The 18,219-nt window shown below is 71.6% G+C and carries 12 protein-coding genes and 1 tRNA gene; 6 read left to right on the top strand and 7 right to left on the bottom strand.

What is annotated here, in order from left to right; genetic code table 11:
• Positions 1 to 10: 10 nt before the first annotated feature.
• A tRNA-Lys gene (locus ACQPW6_RS12010) sits at positions 11 to 84 on the bottom strand.
• Positions 85 to 199: 115 nt separating this feature from the next.
• Positions 200 to 3,928: a S8 family peptidase gene (locus tag ACQPW6_RS12005; protein WP_433889571.1), complete on the bottom strand. Its 3,729-nt coding sequence runs from the start codon at positions 3,926 to 3,928 to the stop codon at positions 200 to 202.
• Between the two features lie 164 nt (positions 3,929 to 4,092).
• On the opposite strand from ACQPW6_RS12005, the gene ACQPW6_RS12000 reads away from it, so the two are divergent.
• Positions 4,093 to 4,896, top strand: coding sequence for an ArsR/SmtB family transcription factor (locus ACQPW6_RS12000; protein WP_433894511.1), 804 nt, complete (start codon positions 4,093 to 4,095; stop codon positions 4,894 to 4,896).
• 14 nt (positions 4,897 to 4,910) lie between these two features.
• Complete coding sequence (locus ACQPW6_RS11995) at positions 4,911 to 5,414, top strand: DinB family protein (RefSeq protein ID WP_433889570.1); 504 nt, start codon at positions 4,911 to 4,913, stop codon at positions 5,412 to 5,414.
• A 73-nt stretch (positions 5,415 to 5,487) separates the two neighbouring features.
• On the opposite strand, the gene ACQPW6_RS11990 is transcribed toward ACQPW6_RS11995, so the two are convergent.
• Positions 5,488 to 6,246: an IclR family transcriptional regulator gene (locus ACQPW6_RS11990; RefSeq protein WP_433894510.1), complete on the bottom strand. Its 759-nt coding sequence runs from the start codon at positions 6,244 to 6,246 to the stop codon at positions 5,488 to 5,490.
• A 382-nt stretch (positions 6,247 to 6,628) separates the two neighbouring features.
• On the opposite strand from ACQPW6_RS11990, the gene ACQPW6_RS11985 reads away from it, so the two are divergent.
• Both ACQPW6_RS11985 and ACQPW6_RS11980 read left to right on the top strand, forming a co-directional pair.
• Positions 6,629 to 7,771: an LLM class flavin-dependent oxidoreductase gene (locus tag ACQPW6_RS11985; RefSeq protein ID WP_433894509.1), complete on the top strand. Its 1,143-nt coding sequence runs from the start codon at positions 6,629 to 6,631 to the stop codon at positions 7,769 to 7,771.
• A gap of 297 nt (positions 7,772 to 8,068) precedes the next feature.
• Complete coding sequence (locus ACQPW6_RS11980) at positions 8,069 to 9,811, top strand: glycosyl hydrolase family 18 protein (protein WP_433889569.1); 1,743 nt, start codon at positions 8,069 to 8,071, stop codon at positions 9,809 to 9,811.
• Positions 9,812 to 9,947: 136 nt separating this feature from the next.
• On the opposite strand, the gene ACQPW6_RS11975 is transcribed toward ACQPW6_RS11980, so the two are convergent.
• The gene (locus ACQPW6_RS11975) at positions 9,948 to 11,831 is read right to left on the bottom strand and encodes a putative bifunctional diguanylate cyclase/phosphodiesterase (protein ID WP_433889568.1); all 1,884 of its coding nucleotides are present in this window, start codon (positions 11,829 to 11,831) and stop codon (positions 9,948 to 9,950) included.
• Between the two features lie 457 nt (positions 11,832 to 12,288).
• Here ACQPW6_RS11975 and ACQPW6_RS11970 point away from each other — a divergent pair, with 457 nt between their 5' ends.
• Positions 12,289 to 13,536, top strand: coding sequence for a M6 family metalloprotease domain-containing protein (locus tag ACQPW6_RS11970; protein ID WP_433889567.1), 1,248 nt, complete (start codon positions 12,289 to 12,291; stop codon positions 13,534 to 13,536).
• On the top strand, positions 13,511 to 14,782 hold the full coding sequence (locus tag ACQPW6_RS11965) for a M6 family metalloprotease domain-containing protein (RefSeq protein ID WP_433889566.1): 1,272 nt from the start codon (positions 13,511 to 13,513) through the stop codon (positions 14,780 to 14,782). The genes ACQPW6_RS11970 and ACQPW6_RS11965 overlap by 26 nt, the downstream gene beginning before the upstream one ends.
• Positions 14,783 to 14,793: 11 nt before the next feature.
• Here the strand turns inward: ACQPW6_RS11965 and ACQPW6_RS11960 are convergent, their stop codons facing one another.
• The 3 genes from ACQPW6_RS11960 to ACQPW6_RS11950 form a co-directional block, all read right to left on the bottom strand.
• Complete coding sequence (locus ACQPW6_RS11960) at positions 14,794 to 15,222, bottom strand: OsmC family protein (RefSeq protein WP_433889565.1); 429 nt, start codon at positions 15,220 to 15,222, stop codon at positions 14,794 to 14,796.
• An 86-nt stretch (positions 15,223 to 15,308) separates the two neighbouring features.
• A complete protein-coding gene (locus tag ACQPW6_RS11955; protein WP_433889564.1) occupies positions 15,309 to 17,792 on the bottom strand; it encodes a caspase, EACC1-associated type in 2,484 nt (827 codons plus the stop codon).
• On the bottom strand, positions 17,789 to 18,172 hold the full coding sequence (locus tag ACQPW6_RS11950; RefSeq protein ID WP_433889563.1) for an effector-associated constant component EACC1: 384 nt from the start codon (positions 18,170 to 18,172) through the stop codon (positions 17,789 to 17,791). Before ACQPW6_RS11950 ends, ACQPW6_RS11955 begins: the two co-directional genes overlap by 4 nt.
• Between the last annotated feature and the right edge of the window lie 47 nt (positions 18,173 to 18,219).

The following is an 18,219-nucleotide window of genomic DNA, read 5'->3' as shown; positions in this document are numbered from 1 at the left end:
TCGTCTCAGGTGCGCCGCCAGGGACTCGAACCCCGGACCCGCTGATTAAGAGTCAGCTGCTCTAACCAACTGAGCTAGCGGCGCCTGCGTGCACCATCATACGTGGTCGGCGGGGGTGCTGCGGACCAATTAAGCCCGGCACCCCCGCCTGCGCGGGCATCCCCTCAAGCCCGGCACCCCCGCCGCCGCGTGCGGCCCGCTACTTCAGGCCGAACGCCCTGATGATCTGCTGGCTCACCGCCCCGCCCCTGCCGTCGGACGCGGTGGCCTTCAGCGACACGAACCCGCCGTGGGTGCGCGGGGTGGTGATCCGCGCCGTCCAGCGGCCCTTGCCGTCCTTGTCCAGGGCCACCGGCTGCCAGTTGGCGCCGTCGTCGTAGGAGACGGAGAGCGTCGCCGTGGTGGCCCGGGTGACGCTGTCCAGCCATTCCTGCGTGGCGGACGCCAGGCCGATCGTGGTGCGCCGCCCGGCGGGTACGTCACCGGCGGTGTCGGTGGGCACGTCGTAGTCGAGCTGGAGCAGCTTGACGTCCTCCTGCCCGGGGTCGGCCGGTACCGGGCCCGAGACGAAGTTCCACTCGGTGTGGGTGCGGATCGAGGTCTTCCACAGGTCCGCGTCCCGCGCGGAGTCGATCACCAGCCGGTAGGGCAGGGTCTGCGCGGGCTGGTCCCACAGGCCGCCGGCCCGGCCGACGCCCTGGTCGACGAGGGTGTCGCCCTGGTAGGCGGCGTAGGTGGTGCGGCCGTCGTACTCGTCCTGCGGCATGGCGCCCGAGTGCCCGGTGCCGCCGTCCGTCCAGGGGGTGATGTTGAACTGGATGTCGTTGTACGAGGACCGGCTCGGCCCCCAGTAGCCGGTGCCCAGCCGCGGCCGGTAGATCCCGCCGAACCACGAGGTGCGGTAGGTGTGGCCGGGCGTGAAGTGGTCCTCGCCGCCGCGCTCCTCCAGCAGTTGCGCGCTGTAGTCGGCGGAGTAGACCGAGTGCTCCTCGTACCAGAAGCCGGCGCCGTGCTCCTTGGAGACGTACTCGGTACGGGTCGAGGGGTACGACTCCTGCTCGGCGAAGCCGACGCCGGGGCCCCAGGCGGGGATGTCGTAGCGGAAGCCGCCGCCGGCCCGCGCCCGGTCGCCGTTGAACGTGGACTGGACCTTCGCCAGGTCGCGCCGCGGGTCGGGGGTGTAGGCCAGCGACCGGTTCGGGATGGTGCCGTCGTGCTGGTCGAGCAGGTCGTAGAGCACGGAGGTGTCCTTGTGCACGCCGATGTCCAGCTTCAGCTTGCCGCCCCTGGCGTCGGCGATCAGCGCGGCGCCGGCGTCGTGCTGGAGGCTGACGACGGTCAGCGGGGTGTCGGCGCCCTGGTCGTCGGCGTAGGACTCCAGCAGCCTGCCGCGGCCGTCGTTGACGACGATCAGCAGCCTGGCGCCCGCCGCGGTCGCCGCCGCGGCCCGCTCGGCGGGGGTGACGGCGTCGGAGCGGTCCACCACCACGGCCTTGCCGCGGGCGTCGGTCCCGGCGTAGTCGGTGCTCGCGCCCTGCCCGGCGTAGACGGCCTTCAGGTGGGACCTGCCGTCGGTGAGGGCCGCGCCCGGCTGCGGGGTGACGTCCAGGTCGTGGCCGTGCCCGCTGATCGTGACGGTCGGGTCGCCGAGCCGCCACCGGGTCACGAAGCTGAACGTGCCGCTGCCGACCTTCGCGGTGGGGCTCGCGTAGAGCGTGTCGTACGTCAGCGGCAGCGGAGCGGCGTCCCGCACCAGCTGACCGTCGGCGAAGGTACGGGCGATGTCGACGTGCAACTGCCGCAGTCGGGTGGTCTTGTGCGGTATCGCGGCGCTGACCTTCCGGGCCCTGCTCGCGTCCAGGGTGACGGTGGTGTCCTTGCTGAGCACCGTCTCCGGGTCGATCAGCACCGCCAGGCCCAGCGAGTCCGGGGTGTCGCCGGGCACGTCGATCTCGGCGTACGCCATGTACGTGCCGGGCTCGAGGCGCAGCGTGGTCTGGCCGTCCACCGGCAGCGGCGACGGGTACGGGTTGCCGTCCTGCGCCAGGACGACGGTGCCGGCGGCCGGCTTGCCGTCCCGGCCGACCAGCTTGACCGTGTAGTTGTAGAGCTCCTGCTCCTTCTCCAGCGCGAACCCGGTGTGCGCCACCACGTCGCCGGTTGCCGGGTCGGTGGCCAGCACCTGGCCGGAGAAGGTGGTGCCGGAAGGAACGCCCGCCGGGTCGAGGGTGAGGGTGACGTCCGCGGAGCCGCCGGCCGGCACGGTGACGGTCTGCGCCGACAGCGTGTAGGCGGGGTCGGCGGTGTCGGTCGCCAGGTCCAACGTGGCCGTCGCCGTACCGGAGTTGCGGTAGGTGATCGTACGGGTGGCGGGCTTGGCGTCGTCGTGCGGCCAGGCGTAGGCGGCGGTGTCGACGGAACCGGTGGCCTCGACCGTGGAGTTGACCGCGGCGAGCACGTCCACCCGGCCGGTGCCCTGCGCGAACGGCGGCTGGTCGGGCAGGAGTTTCGCGCTGCTCATCAGGGTGTCCTTGAGCTGCTGCGCCGACCAGTCCGGGTGCCGCTGCCGCAGGACGGCGGCGGCGCCCGCGATGTGCGGGGTGGCCATCGAGGTGCCCGACATCGTCTGGTAGCCGCCGCCGGGCATGGCCGCGGTGATGTCGACGCCGGGCGCGGACAGGTCGGGCTTGAGGCCGTAACTGCCGGTCAGCGGGCCCATGCTGGAGAAGTCGGCGCGCTGGTCGGACTTGTCGACGGCGGCGACGGTCAGCGCGTCCCGGGCGGAGCCGGGGGCGCCGATGCTGCCCGCGGTGTAGGCGTTGCCGGCGGCGATCACGAACAGCGGACCGCCGTCCGCAGACAGCGAGTTGACGGCCTGCGCCATCGGGTCGGTGCCGTCGTCGGGGACGGTCGAGCCCAGGCTCATGCTGACCACGTCGGCGCCCTGGGCCTTGGCCCACTCCATGCCGGCGATGATCCAACTGTCCTGGCCCTCGCCCTCGTCGGAGAGCACCTTGCCGACCAGGAGCTTCGCGCCGGGCGCGACCCCCTTCTCCGTGCCGCCGGAGGCGGCGCCGCTGCCGGCGATGGTGGAGGCGACGTGCGTGCCGTGGCCGTTGCCGTCGGTGACGGCCTGGTCGGGCACGAAGCTCTGCTCGGTGGCGATCGCGTCCTTCAGGTCGGGGTGGGTGTCGTCGACCCCGGTGTCGAGCACGGCGACCTTGATGCCGGTGCCGTCGTAGCCCTGCGCCCACGCCTGCGGGGCGTTGATCTGCGCCACCGAGTCCTTCAGGTCGGCCTCGGCTTTCGCGTCGAGCCAGAGCTTGTCGATGCCGGTGGCGGCGTCGAGGGTTCTGGCCTTCCCGGAGGCCGGCCCCGGCTCCAGGGTGTCCCAGAAGGCCCTGGAGTGCGCCTTGTCGGTCTTCAGCGCGGCGCCGCCGATGCTCGGCAGGGAGCGCACGGTGTGCGAGCCGGCGGGCGCGTCGGGGAGTGAACGGGCCGCGCGGGCGGCCTTGGTGTAGGTGGCGATCAGCGGCAGGCCGCCGCTGTGGGCGTCGTCGTAGCCCATCTTGACGAGCGCGGTGACGTCGAACAGCCGCCGGTCCAGCTTGCCGGCGGCCAGCAGGGGCTGGGCCTCGTCGGGGACGACGTAGGTGTCGCCGCCGTAGCTGCGCACGTGCACGAGCCCGGACGCGCCGGGTGCGCGGTCGATGGTGACGGTGTCTGCGGTGACGTGCACGGTGTCGCCGGTGACCAGGGTGATGGTGGAGGTGGTGGCGGAAGGGGTCGCCTGCGCGGCGTGCGCGGTGGGCGCCGTCGGTTGGGGTTCCGCCGCGGCGGCGGCCCCGGCGGGCAGCAGCAGGGCGGTGCCGAGGACGAGCGCGGTGGCGCCCGCGGACACGGCGGTCCGGCGTGGGTTCAAAGTCATGTCCATGATCTACCGGCCCAGTACCCCCCAGCACACCGCCCCCACCTGGCGCACCTCCGCCAGGCGGCTACCCGCCCCTCTCGCGCCCCGCCCGGGCCGGGCGTGGTTGACAATAGGCAGGTGAATGCCTGCATAATTGAGGCGTGAGCCTCGAAGCGGGCGCCATGGACGCCGTATTCAAAGCACTGGCCGATCCCACCCGGCGGCTGCTCCTCGACCGGCTGCACGAGCAGAACGGGCAGACGCTCCGCGAGCTGTGCGACCGCCTGGAGATGGCGCGCCAGTCGGCGACCCAGCACCTCGACGTGCTGGAGCGCGCCGGGCTCGTGACCGTCGTGCGGCGCGGGCGGGAGCGGCTGCACTACCTCAACCCCGCCCTGATCCACGAGATCGAGGTCCGCTGGATCTCGGGCTTCGACAAGCCCCGCGTGCGAGCGCTCAGCGCCATCAAGAACCAGGCAGAGGAGTACGCCATGTCCGACGCAGCCATGTCCGACGCATCAGCCCCGGTGCCGACCTACGTCTACACCACCTACATCCGCGCGAGCGCCGAGCAGGTCTGGCAGGCGCTGACCGACGCCGACCTGACCGCCCGCTTCTGGGGCCACCGCAACATCTCCGACTGGCAGCCCGGTTCGCGCTGGGAGCACCTGCGCGCCGACGACTCCGGCGCCCTCGACGCAGTCGGCAAGGTGCTGGCGGCCGAGCCCCCGACCCGGCTGGTGATCACCTTCGAGGACTCCCCGGACGCCGAGTCCGACCGCGAGTCCTCGGTCGTCACCTTCCTCGTCGAGCCCTACCAGGACATCGTCCGCCTCACCGTCACGCACGAGAACCTGCCCAACCTGGAGATGCACGCCGGCATCTCGCAGGGCTGGCCGGCCGTCCTGGCGAACCTCAAGTCCCTGCTGGAGACCGGCGACGTCCTCCCGCAGGAGCCCTGGTCGATGTCCCCGGCGCACCGGTGAAGGGGGCGGATCCGATGGACACCACCGCGCTGCGCGACGCCTACCGCACGCTGCTCGATGCCGCCGCCACGGTGGCCGGCTCCGAGGCCGGCCCGAGCCCCGTCCCGCCGCCGGGGGAGTGGAGCGCGGAGCAGATCCTCGCCCACATCGCCCTGCTGAACGCCACCACCCTCACGACCGTCTGCTCGGTCGCGACCGCGGCGGTCACTCCCTACGACAACCGCACGTCCGCCGACACCTGGACGCTCGACCGGATGATCGCGCTGTCCGGCGGCGCCGCCGGGCTGCGGGACCGGATCGCCGCGCAGGCCGACGCCCTGTGCGGGCTCGCCGGGACGCTGAGCGCCGCCGAACTCGACACGCCCGTGCCCACGCTGCTGCTGTCCGGCGGCGCGCTGATGCTCGACCAGCCGGTGCCGCTCGGGGGCCTGATCAGCGGCCTCGCGGACAGCGAACTGCCCGGCCACACCCGGCAGTTGCTGGCCCTGCTGCCGGACGGTGTTCCGGCCGCGACCTGACCGCCCTCCGGGCCCGCCCGGGGGAACCTGCCGGGGCTCGCGGCGGAGTCAGACGCCGGGGCTCGCGGCGGAGTCAGATGCTCATCGTCAGCAGAACCGGCGCCGCGCGCTCGTTCAGGGTCTCCACCGCGGGACGCAGCCGGTGCGCCTCCGCGAAAGGCATCGAGAGCGCCAGGCAGGCCACCGTGCTGCCTATCGTCACCGGGATCGCCGCGCACACCGTGCCGACCGCGTACTCCTGGTAGTCCAGCGTCGGCACGCTGGCCGGCTGCCGGTCCAGCTTCGTCAGCAGCACCCGGTCGTCGATCTCGGTGCGGGAGGTGAGCCGGGCCGGCCGGTGCCGGGAGAGGTGTTCGAGCCGGGACTTGTGGTCGAGCTGCGAGAGCAGGCACTTGCCCACCGCGCTCGCGTGCGCGGCCATCCGGAAGTCCACCCACTCGTTGACCTTCGGCGCGTTCGGGCCGTCGGCGAAGTCCACGATCCGGACCTCGCCCTCGTCGTAGCGGCTGAAGTAGACCGCCGCCCCGACCTCGTCCCGCAGCTCCACCAGGATCGCCTGGAGCTTGGCCGACAGTGCCTGGTCGTGCTGCGCGGAGCCGAGCATCACCAGCGACTCGCCGATGACGTACCCGCCGCCGGGCAGGAAGCCGAGGTAGCGCTCTCGGCGCAGCATCGCCAGCAGCTGGTTGAGGTAGGTCAGCGGCACGCCGAGGTCCTTGGCGAGCTGCTCCGCTGTGACGCCGTTGCCATGCGTGTCGACGAATTCCAGCACGCGCAGCGCATGCTGGACCGCGTACACCGGTGCGGTCTGACGATGCTGCTCTAGCGCCACGGTGGCCCCCAACAGGTGTGACCGTTTGCGTACCGGCTGTCGCTGCTGGTCACGGACGAAGGTCATGGGACCCCCTCCGACAGCTCAGCCGCACTCCACGATAGCGTCAATTGCCTTGCCGGTAGAGGTGGTTGACCGGTTATCCGGCTCCCGGCAGGCGTGCGGCCAGCAAGGCGTCTCCATGGCATATGCCGTGGTCACTACCCATGCGGCGGCGGCCCGGCCGACCGGGCCGCCGGCGGCCCCGGGCCGGCCGCCGGGAATAACCGGATGCCCGCTCCGGTTCGCCAGGGGAAGCCAGTAAACGAGCAAGGAGGCGCCCGCCGTGGGTGAGGACGTACGACAGGGCCGGGAAAGCGACGAGAGCGGCACGCCGACGAACATCCCGGGCACCCCGAACACCCCGGGCACCCCGGAGGCCGTCCCCGGCAGCACCGGCATTCGCGGCCCGGTCCGCGGCACCGCCCCGGTGCCGCTGTCCGTCCTGGACCTCGCCACCGTCGGCAGCGGCTTCACCGCCACCGACGCGCTGCGTACCAGCGTCGAGATCGCCAGGACCGCCGAGACCCGCGGCTACCACCGGATGTGGGTGGCCGAGCACCACTCGATGCCCGGCGTCGCGAGCTCCTCGCCGGCCGTCATCCTGGCCCACCTGGCCGCCCACACCCGCACCCTGCGGCTCGGCTCTGGCGGGGTGATGCTGCCCAACCACGCGCCGCTGGTGATCGCCGAGCAGTTCGGCACCCTGGAGGCGCTCGCCCCCGGCCGGATCGACCTGGGCCTGGGCCGGGCCCCCGGCACCGACGGCGCCACCGCCGCCGCACTGCGCCGCTCGGACCGGCTGCACGAGGGCGCCGACGAATTCCCGCAGCAGCTCGCGGAGTTGAGCCGCTTCCTGGACGACGACTTCCCCAGCCCGCACCGCTACGCCCGGATCCACGCGATCCCCGGGCCGATCCAGGGCAGTTCGCCCGGCGGCGTGCAGTCCGCGGCCCGGCCGACGATCTGGCTGCTCGGCTCGTCCGGCTTCAGCGCCCAGCTGGCCGGGGCGCTCGGGCTGCCGTTCTCCTTCGCCCACCACTTCTCGGCCGCCAACACCGTTCCGGCGCTGGCCCTCTACCGCGACTCGTTCCGCCCCTCGGAGTTCCTGGACCGCCCGTACGCGTCCATCGGGGTCTCCGCGCTGGCCGCCGACGACCCCGAGCAGGCCCGCCGCCAGGTGCTCTCCGGCGCGCTGAGCATGCTGCGGCTGCGCACCGGACGGCCCGGCCTCGTCCCCACCCCGGAGGAGGCCGCCGCGTACGAATTCAGCGCGGCGGAGGCGGAGTTCGTGGAGTCCTGGATGGTCAACATCATCCACGGCGACCCGCGGACCGTCAGGACCGGACTCGACGAACTGGTCGCCCGTACCGGCGCCGACGAGCTGGTGATCACCGCCAACGCGCACACCCCGGCGGCCCGGCTGCGCTCCTACGAGCTGATCGCCGACGCGTACGAGTTTCCCAAGGACGTCGCCGCCGGTTAAAGACTCGTTTCCCGGCGGGACTTCCCGGCCGGTGGTCCAATATCGGACTTCCGGCCCCGGGCACCCTTAAGTCAGCGTTAAAGCCGCTCGTCACCCGGCTGACGAGCGGCTTTGCCATGTCCGCGGAAGGCTACCGACCGGTCGGCAGGGGGAGAATTGGTCTAGTCCTAAGTCTGGTTCAGACCATTGACGTGTACTTGTCCACGGGGCTATCCATGCAACACGAGTCCTCTGTCGTCCCTCCCTCTCCCCCCGGAGGCACCAGTGCAGTCAGGCAAGTCCCGGAAGAGAGCGTTCGTGGCCGCCGCCGCGAGCGCCGCAGTAGCCCTCGGCGCGGTCACCGCGCTCGTCGGCGGCCTGGGCACCGCCCAGGCGGACACCGCGAAGGGCGCCGCCGCCAAGCCGGCCGCCGCGGCCCCCGCCGCCGCGAGCAGCGGCGGCGTCAAGATCGCCTACTACGACCAGTGGAGCGTGTACGGCAACGCCTACTACCCGAAGAACCTGGACACTTCGGGAGTCGCGGGCAAGCTCGACATCCTCAACTACTCGTTCGAGAACATCGACCCGACCAACCTCACCTGTTTCGAGGCCACCAAGGCCTCCGACTCCACCAACGAGTCCGACCCCAACGCCGGTGACGGCGCGGGCGACGCCTTCGCCGACTACCAGAAGTCGTTCGGCGCGGACATCAGCGTGGACGGCGTCGGCGACGTCTACAACCAGCCGATCGTCGGCAACTTCAACCAGCTGAAGAAGCTGAAGGCCAAGCACCCCAACCTGAAGATCATCGCCTCGATCGGCGGCTGGACCTACTCCAAGTTCTTCTCCGACGCGGCGGCCACCGACGCCAGCCGGAAGAAGCTGGTCAGCTCCTGCATCGACATGTTCATCAAGGGCAACCTGCCGGTGCAGGGCGGCTACGGCGGCCCGGGCAGCGCGGCCGGGATCTTCGACGGCTTCGACATCGACTGGGAGTACCCCGGCTCGCCCGGCGGCCACACCGGCAACCACTACAGCCCGAACGACAAGGCCAACTACACCAAGCTGCTGGCCGAGTTCCGCACCGAGCTGAACGCGTACGGGTCCGCCAACGGCGGCAAGAAGATGTACCTGACGGCGGCGCTGCCTGCCGGCCAGGACAAGATCTCGCAGATCGAGACCGACAAGGTCGGCGCGTACCTCGACTACGCGAACATCATGACGTACGACATGCACGGGGCCTTCGAGACCAACGGCCCCACCAACTTCCAGGACCCGCTGTACCAGTCGCCGAGCGACCCCTCGAACGCGATCCCGCCGGGCACCGAGAAGTACAGCACCGACCACGCCATCTCGGCCTGGACCACCGGTGATCCGGCCTACGGGATACCAGGAGGCTTCCCGGCCAGCAAGATCACCATGGGCTACCCGCTGTACTACCGGGGCTGGACCGGAGTCGCGGCCGGTAGCAACCACGGCCTGTACCAGCCGGCTTCCGGACCGGCGCCGGCCCGCGGGATCAGCCAGGTCGCCGGCACCGCGTACTACAAGGAGCTGACCGGTCTGGTGGACAACCCGTCCACCACGTTCTACGACCCGAGCAGCCAGACCAACTGGTTCTACAACGGCACCGAGTTCTGGACCGGGCTCGGCGCCCAGGCGATCCAGGCCAAGGCGGACTACGCACACTGCCACGGCCTCGGCGGATCGATGATGTACTCGCTGCTCGACCTGGACCCGGGCGCCACGCTCTTCAACAAGATCGTGACCGCCACCAACGGCTCCGCGCCGGGCTGCACCGCCCCGCCGACCACCCCGCCGACCACTCCGCCCACGACGCCTCCCACCACCCCGCCGACCACCCCGCCGACGACGCCTCCCACCACCCCGCCGGGCGGCGGCACCTGCACCCTGCCGTCCTGGTCCGCCTCGGCGGTCTACGTCGGCGGCAACACCGTCTCCTGGAAGGGCCACAACTGGCTCGCCAAGTGGTGGACCACCAACGAGGAGCCGGGCACGACCGGCCAGTGGGGCGTGTGGCAGGACAACGGAGCCTGCTGACCCCCGTCGGGGGCCACCCCCACTGACCCCCGCCGCGCACCGTGACCCGCGTCCTGTCCCCGAGGACGCGGGTCTCGGTGCGTTTGAACCGGTCGCAAAATGGCGGGAACGGCGAATTCCTTTTCTCGCCTCGGTGTCAGGCCGCCAGTAGCCGGGAGATGGATCCGGCGTCCACCGGCCGGGAGTAGTGCCAGCCCTGGCCGGTGTCGCAGCCGATCCGGCGCAGCCGCTCGGCCTGCTCGGCGTTCTCCACGCACTCCGCGGTGACCGTCAGGCCCAGCCGGTGGGCGAGTTCGACCAGCGCCTCGACGATCGTCTCGTCCGCCGGGTTGGGGTGCTCGGCGGAGCGGAAGCCCTGTACGAAGGACCCGTCGAGCTTGAGCGTGGAGACCGGCAGCCGGCTCATGTAGGCGAGGTTGGAGTAGCCGGTGCCGAAGTCGTCGATGGCGATCCGCACCCCCATCTCGTCCAGCGCGTGCAGCGCCTGCAGCGGCCGGCCGGCCGAGCCCATCACGGCGGACTCAGTCAGCTCCAACTGCAGCAGCCGCGGCGGCAGTTCGGTCTCGGCGAGGATCGCGGCCACGTCGGCGACCAGGTCGGAGTCCCAGACCTGCCGCACCGCCACGTTGACGCTGACCACCAGGCCCGAGTCCGGGTGCTCCTTCTGCCAGGCGCGGGCCTGCCGGCAGGACTCGGCCAGCACCCAGCGGCCCAACTGCACGATGGAGCCGTCCTCTTCGGCGAGGCCGATGAAGCGGTTCGGCGCCAGCCGCCCGAAGTGCGGGTGCTCCCAGCGCACCAGCGCCTCCACCCCGCGCAGCTCGCCGGAGTCCAGCGCCACCAGCGGCTGGTAGTCGAGCACGAACTCGCCGCGCTCCACCGCCTGCCGCAGCGTGCGGGACAGCTCCTGCCGGGTCATCCGGTGCTCGTTGCGCTCCGGGTCGAACAGCGTCCAGCGCGCTTTGCCGTCGGCCTTGGCCCAGTACAGCGTGGTGTCGGCGGCCTGCATCAGACCGGTCGGCGAGGTGCCGGCCGCCTCCCGTTCCACCACCCCGATGCTGGCCGACACCGCGAGGCGGTGGCCGCCGACGTCGAACGGCCGCTGGAGCGCGGTCAGTACGGTCTCGGCGAGGTCGGTGGCCTGCCCGGTGCCGGTGGAGTCCCGTACCAGCAGGGCGAACTCGTCGCCGCCGAGCCGGGCGACCAGGTGCCCGGCGGGCTCGGCGCAGTGCAGCAGCCGGCCGGCCACCGCGGCCAGCAGCTCGTCGCCGACCCGGTGGCCGAGGGTGTCGTTGACCGCCTTGAAGCCGTCCAGGTCCAGGTAGCACAGCCCGATCCGGCCGGTGCCGCGCCGCCCGCCGGCCTCGTCCGGCGCCACTCCGCCGGCCACCACCCCGCCGGTCACCGGCGCACCGGCGGCCGGTGGGCCGCCGACCGCCGACGCCGACTCGCAGGCGTCCGTGAGCCGTTCGAAGAACAGCGCCCGGTTGGGCAGCCGGGTGACCGGGTCGTGCATCCGCACGTGCCGCAACTGCTCGCGCAGCGCGTCCCGTTCGCCGACGTCCTCGACGGTCAGCAGCAGCGGGCGGGCGCCGGTCCCCGAAAGGGTGATCTCGGCGCGCAGCGCGGTGCCATCAGGACGGGTGATTCTGCGCGTGCAGCGCAGCCGGTCGCGGCGGCCGGTGAGCACCTCGTGGAAGGCGGCCCTGGCGTGCGGGTCGCCGGCCAGCCCGAGCAGCGCACCGGCGCCGCCCGCCACCAGCCGTTCCGGGGCCGTGCCCAGCAGCGTGCCGAGGGCGCGGTTGGCCGCCAGCACCTCGCCGTCCTGGCCGAGCAGCGCCATCGCGGACCGCGCGATGGCGAAGGCCGCCCGGTAGTCGCGCAGGTCAGCGTCCTGCGGTTCGGCGCCGCCCGGCCGCGGCTCGGTATCCGGCCGGCCAAGGGCAGAGCTGTAACTCTGCGTGATCACCTGTGCCGCGCTGTCGGGACCGGCGCCGGGGCCGCCCGAGGCTCTGCCCATAGTCCGCTCCCCGTGTCGCACTCGTCTCGCCGACGATCATATGGGCTGGCGGAGTTGGTGTTCCAGCGTCGTGATGGTGATTCGCCACACCCGTACGGACGGTTCGACCGTTTCTGTGCGAATGGGAGGCGCAACTGATCACTCCCGGGTGACCGTTACGGAACGTAGTGGCGTAGGGCGAGCACGTGTACGACACCGCGCCACCACCGCCACCACCCGGCCGGAGCAGTCGAATACCGCATAGCACCGCAATCCATAGCAATGTGAGGGAGGTGTCCCGAACGGGCTCACGTACCCCTCCCCGGAGGTCCCAGTGCGGCGGTCAGGCAGTTCGGAAGGTGAATCGCATGACGCGGACGGCCCGCCGGCCCGTACCGGCTCCACGGACGGCCCCTGGGCGCGTACCGGCGCCGCGGACGCCCCGCGGGTTCCTGCCCGTGCCGCGGATGCCCCGCGGGTGCCTGCCGGCAGCCGCCACCCGCGCCTGCTGCGCTCCGCCGCGGCCGCGGTCAGCGTCTTCGCCGCGGTCGTCGCCTGGACGCTGACCGCCGGGCCGACCGCGTCCGCCGCCGGCGCCGTGTGCCTGCTGCCGCGCACCGCCGTGCACCACTCCGAGGGCGTCAGCAGCTGGGAGAGCGACTACGCGAGGCCGCGCGGCGACGTCAAGGCGCTGATGGTCTTCCTGTCCTTCCCCGGCACCGCGCCCGAGCTGAGCCCGCAGCAGGTCACCGCCGACCACTACCCGTCCACCGCCCGGTTCTGGGACCGCGCCTCGTACGGGCAGTTCCGGCTGCGGCTGCACCCGGTGAGCCGGTGGCTGCAGATGCCGCACCCGGCCGGGTACTACGACATCAGCCGCGACTGGGCCGCCACCCAACGCGCCGACTACCTGCGCGACGCCCTCGCCGTCGCCGACCCCGCGGTCGACTTCCACGGCTACGACGTCGTCTACCTCGTCGCCGACCCCGACGCGCCCGGCGTGGACTCCGACGCCACCAAGGTCGTCAACCTCGCCAAGCCGGTCACCGTGGACGGCTCCCCGCTGCGCCGGATGGTCACCGTCTTCGAACGGCACCCGCCCGACCGCAACGTGCTCGCCCACGAGACCGGCCACATCTTCGACCTGCCCGACCTCTACTACCGGCCGCCGGCCGGCAGCAACGCCGACTGGGACACCCACGTCGGCGACTGGGACCTGATGGGCAGCCAGTTCGGGCTGGCGCCCGAGCCGTTCGCCTGGCACAAGTGGAAACTCGGCTGGCTGCGCACCGACCAGGTCGGCTGCGTCTCCCGCACCGGCACCACCTACCAGGACCTCAGCCCCGACGAGACCCGCGACACCGGCACCAAACTGCTGGTGGTCCGCACCGGGGCCGACACCGTCCTGGCCATCGAGGCGCGCAGCCACGCGGGCAACGACCGCACCGCCTGCCGGCAGGGCGTCCTGCTCTACCAGGTGCGCTCCGACCGGGAGTCCGGCGACGGCCCGATCGACGTGCTGGACGGCCACCCCGGCCACTCCGCCTGCTCCGCCACCTCCGTCTACCCGCCGCTGGCCGACGCGCCGCTGGGCGTGGGGGAGTCCTACGCGACCCCCGACCGCTCGGTGCGCGTCACCGTCACCGGGCACGAGCCCGACGGCGACTGGGCGGTCAAGGTGACCCTGAGCGCGCTGGGCGGTGAAGGCACTGGCCGCCGGGCGTAGGCCGAGCGGGCCGGTCGGCCGCACAGCGCGGCTCGCCGCGATATCGGCCGTCGGACTGCTCGCGGTGGGCAGCACCGTCTCCGCGGGCCCCCACTCCGCCGCGCACTTCGCGCCGCCGCCGCCCGTCGCGCGCCCCTGCGCGCTGCGCGCCACCCCCGGCGTTGCCATGTCCGAGGGCTTCCCCGCCTCCGGCAACCGGGGCCCCGACGCGGAGTTCGCCCGCACCACCGGCAAGGTCCGCGCCCTCACCCTGCTGATCGACTTCCCCGACGCGCCGGCCCCGTACAGCGCCGCCGAGCGCTACGGCGAGTTCTTCCCGGCCGTCAAGCAGTGGTACACCCGCGCCTCGTACGGCCGGCTCGACTACCAGTCCACTCCCGTGCTGCGCTACATACGCATGCCGCGGCCGTTCAGCGCCTACGGGATCGGCCGCGGCTACGGCTGGGACGCGCACACCGAGATGATGCGGGACCTGCTCAAAGTCGCCGACAAGGACATCGACTTCCGCGGCTACGACCTGGTCAACATCCTCGTCACGCCCAACGCGGGGCCGCCGGCCGACGAGGCGGTGCTGTCCGTCACCTGGACCGGCGCGTCCGCCGTCACCACCGACGAGGGCGCCCACCTCAACAAGGTCTCGCTCATCTACGGCCACGACCAGTCCGGTTCACGCGTCCTCAGCCATGAGAACGGCCACGACTTCGGGCTGCCCGACCTCTACGCCGCCGACGACTTCGCCCGCACCGACACGCTGGCCGGCCAGTGGGACACCATGTCGCTCGACTGGGGCCTGCAAGGCGACCTGTTCGCCTGGCACAAGTGGAAGCTCGGCTGGCTCAGCGACAGCCAGATCCACTGCGACACCGGCCGCGGCCAGGCCACCTACCACCTCAGCGCCCTGGAGACCGCCGGCGGGCCCAAGGCGGTGATCATCCCCTTCAGCCCCACCACGGCGTACGTCCTGGAGGCCCGCGAGTCGCTCGGCAACGACCGGGGCGCCTGCCGCGAGGGCATCCTCGCCTACCGGGTGCGCACCGACGTGGACTCCGGCAAGGGCCCGGTGACCGTCACCGACGCCCATCCGCACACCAGCGCCTGCGACTTCAGCAGCGGTGCCTTCAACTCGCTGAACGACGCGCCCTTCCGGCCCGGCGAGAGCTTCACCGACGCGGCGGCCGGGCTCACCGTGAAGGTGCTCGCACGCAGCGCGGCGGGTGACTGGACCGTCCAGGTCACCCGCCGCTGAACGGCCCCGCCTCAGCTGAGCAGTTCGGCGTCCAGGGTGATCTCCACACCCGCGAGGGCCTTGCTGACCGGGCAGTTGGCCTTCGCGTCCTGCGCGGCCTTCTCGAAGTCGGCGGCTGAGAGCCCCGGCACCTGGGCCTTGACCGTCAGCACGATCCCGGTGATGCCCTCACCCGGCTGGAACGTGACGTCCGCCCTCGTCTGCACGCTCTCCGGCGGCGTGCCGGCCCCGGCGAGCCCGTGCGACAGCGCCATCGAGAAGCACGACGAGTGCGCGGCGGCGATCAGCTCCTCCGGGCTGGTCCGCCCGTTCGGCTGCTCAGCCCTGGAGGCCCAGGTCACGTCGTACGTACCGACCCCTGAGCTTTGGAGCGCGACGGTCCCGGAGCCGTCGAGCAGGGACCCCGCCCACTGGGTCGTCGCGGTGCGAGTGGTAGCCATGGTGAAGCCTCCATAAGTTAATTCCGCCGGCGCACATCGCCGCCGCCCAAGTTACCCGGCCGTGCGGCCCGGAAAGGACGCACCGGTCACTTCTTCCGCTTCGGCGGCGTCCGCCGGGACAGCGCCATCGGCGTGTGACGACGGCCGGCGTAGCGGGCTATGACCTGGTCCAAGTGCTCCGGTGTGGCCTCGATGCGGAACCGCTCCAGGGTCAGTAGCAGTCGGCCGCCGTGCCGGCGCGGAAAAGGAAGCCACACCGACCGGGGCACGGCGACGTTCGGACGCGACCACAGGACGAGGGCGTGCTCCTGCGGGTCGGAGCGGGCCACGAGGCCGATGCAGTCCACGTCTCCCCACGGGATGCGGATCCTCTGGGCTCCGAAGGCGCTGAACGATATTCCCGACGGACCCACCTGGAAACGCACATGGTGCCTGCCGGAGAGGAAATACACACAGAGGGTGTAGATGAAGAACGGAACGGCCAGTTGGCTGGTGAGGACGGACAACCAGCCGGCGCGTACGTACTGAGCCCCCAGATACGCGCAGATCGGAACAGGGGCGAAGAGAGCCAGACCCACGATCGCGGAGACATTGTGCGGTTGACGACCGCGAAAGGTGACACCGGTTGTGGGCGGTGCCGGCGCCATGGCCGTGGGGCGCAGCCACGCCTCGCTGGGCAAGGTCAGCTGCTCCTCGTCGGCGAACAGCGCCAACGCCGCCTCCAGTCGGCTCGGATCGTGCGTGACCTCCGGGAGCAGGCAGAGCGTCAGGCTTCTCGGCGTCAGCTTCGGCAGCAGCGCGTTCGTACGGTCGGTCCTCCCCTGGGCGCTGCTTGTGGGCTGGACCGCCAGCAGCCCGAGGCGGCGGGCGCCCCGCGGCCAATTCACCATCCCGATCCGCTCGATCTCCGACCAGGCGTACGAGATCTCCAGCGCGCCGCGCGTCAGGGTCAGCCCTGCCGCCCCGATCACCAGACGTACCGGCCGCAGCAGCCGCGACGCGGCGAACCAGGCCGTACCCGAGAGCAGCACGCAATCGGCTAGCGGCAGCAGCGCCAGCCAGAACTCCGCGGGGTGGACGACCGCGCTGACCGGGAAGTGGATGCATCCCAGCGCCACGCAGACCACAGCCAGTACCGCGAGGAGGCGACGGTCGGCGGTGAAGACCTGCTCCGCATCCCGGTCCGGGGCTTGTCGTACCGCGATGTCGGGACTGGGGGTCCACGCCGTGCCGGCGTAGGCGGCGAGCGCGGCCTCGACCGCCTCCGGCGTGGTCTTGAGCCTGCGCAGATCCGCGAAGCGCAACGTGTTGTTCGCGTCCTCTTGACGCGGCCCCGGTGTTCTGGGGCTCGCGGTCTGTACGAACGTCCCCGCCATGGGGCGGACCATCAGGTCGTACCGCGGGCCGCGCAACCGCGTCGCGGGCCTGCACCGCAGCCAGCACCGGCTGATGCGGTGCCATGGATAGGAGAAGTGCGCGGAGTCCCCATATTGCAGCTCGATGCCGTCCGAACTCAGCATCAGTGAATAGTCGGCCGGAGTTCGCTTGCCCAGAACATTGAGCACGATCAGGAGGATCAGCCCGACGGCGAGCCCGACTGCCTGAAGCGGGTCGCCCAGGTTCCATTGCCCGATCGGCATCGGCAGGGTCAGGTCCGCGACCACGAACAGCGCCACGAAGCTGGGGAGCCCGATACACAGAGTACGGACCCAGTAGAAGGCAGAATTCGGCTCGAAACGGGTCTCGGTACCTCTTGGCCGGCCGGATCCGGGGCGCTGTCCTTCGGCCGAAGCCCGGTCAGGGGCCTTGGCCTCGGCTTGCGTATTCGCCGCCCTGTTGCGTACCAGGCCGAGTTGGGCATGGCCGTCCGAGCCCTGCTGACGCGGTTCCGGATAGCCGCCGTCCGTCAGGGCCGCACACAACGGCCCGTACAGGTCGCTGAGCGTCAGCAGTTCCGGCTTGTCCGGCAGGCCGTCGCGAAGTAGCCGGATGAGCTCGCCGGTGAAGGCGGTGTAACGCCCGCCGACGGGGGCGTACGAGGGCAGATCGCGGGCCGAGGACGTCAGGATGTGCGTGCCCCGGATGCGTAAGGTGTCACGCGGCTCGGCCTGGAAGCCCATGAGCGAGTCCAGCACCTGGCCGCTGTTGCAGCAGTCCAGTATGAGGATCTTGTTGGGGCACGGCGATGCCTCGAAGATCTCCCTGACGGCCTGGAACGGTATCGAGGTCCACCGCAGGTCGTTCTCGTCCGTGGCGGTCAGCGCGAGGTGCAACTCCTTGAGATCCTCGTTGAGGATGCCGTGGCCGCAGAAGTAGACGAGCAGCGTGTCGGTGGCGGTCAGGGCGGCCTCGCGGATGGTGCCGCAGACCGAGCGCGGGTCGGCGGCGTCCTGCACCATCGTGCACCGTTGGGCCGGGAACCCTCCGGAGGAGTCGGCGGTCAGCAACTCCTGCAGGACCTCCAGGTTGTTGCGTACGGCAAGGAGATCCGGCAGGTCACCACTGTCATACCGGGACGTTCCGATGAGGACCGCGCGGGAGCCCCGCGCGTCCGGCAGCCGTACGGTCACGGCTGCCGCTGGTCCCGCAGCGCGGCGTCCAGGAGGGAACGGGCGTCGTCGGCCGAATCGGCGGTGATCTTCACGTTCCGGCCGTCCGGGAGGGAGAGTTCCACCGTCGCCGCCGACCGCCGGGCCTTGAGCAGCGCCGGCAGTGTACGGACGAGTGCGGAGACGGCGCCGCTGCTGCCGAGGGCGACGGCGAGCAGTTCGATACCCGTCCCCATCTGCGTCTCCGTCGGCGCCTTGGGCACCGAGGTGACGCACCCGCGGAGTTCGGGCTCCAGGTTGAGCTGACGGCGTAGCAGCGCCAGTTCGGTGTTCTTGGCGCCAGGCTTCTCGGCGCCGAAGTCGATTATTTTCAGGGTCACTTGGAGCACGGCGTCCCTCATCTGTCGGACCTCGGTGATGTGGTGCAGACAGTGTGAGGTATAGCGGA

This window comes from Streptomyces sp. CA-111067, assembly GCF_050956065.1.
Classification (GTDB): Bacteria; Actinomycetota; Actinomycetes; order Streptomycetales; family Streptomycetaceae; genus Actinacidiphila.
Note: the sequence above shows the minus strand (reverse complement) of the source record. Positions and strands in the feature narration are given on the sequence as shown.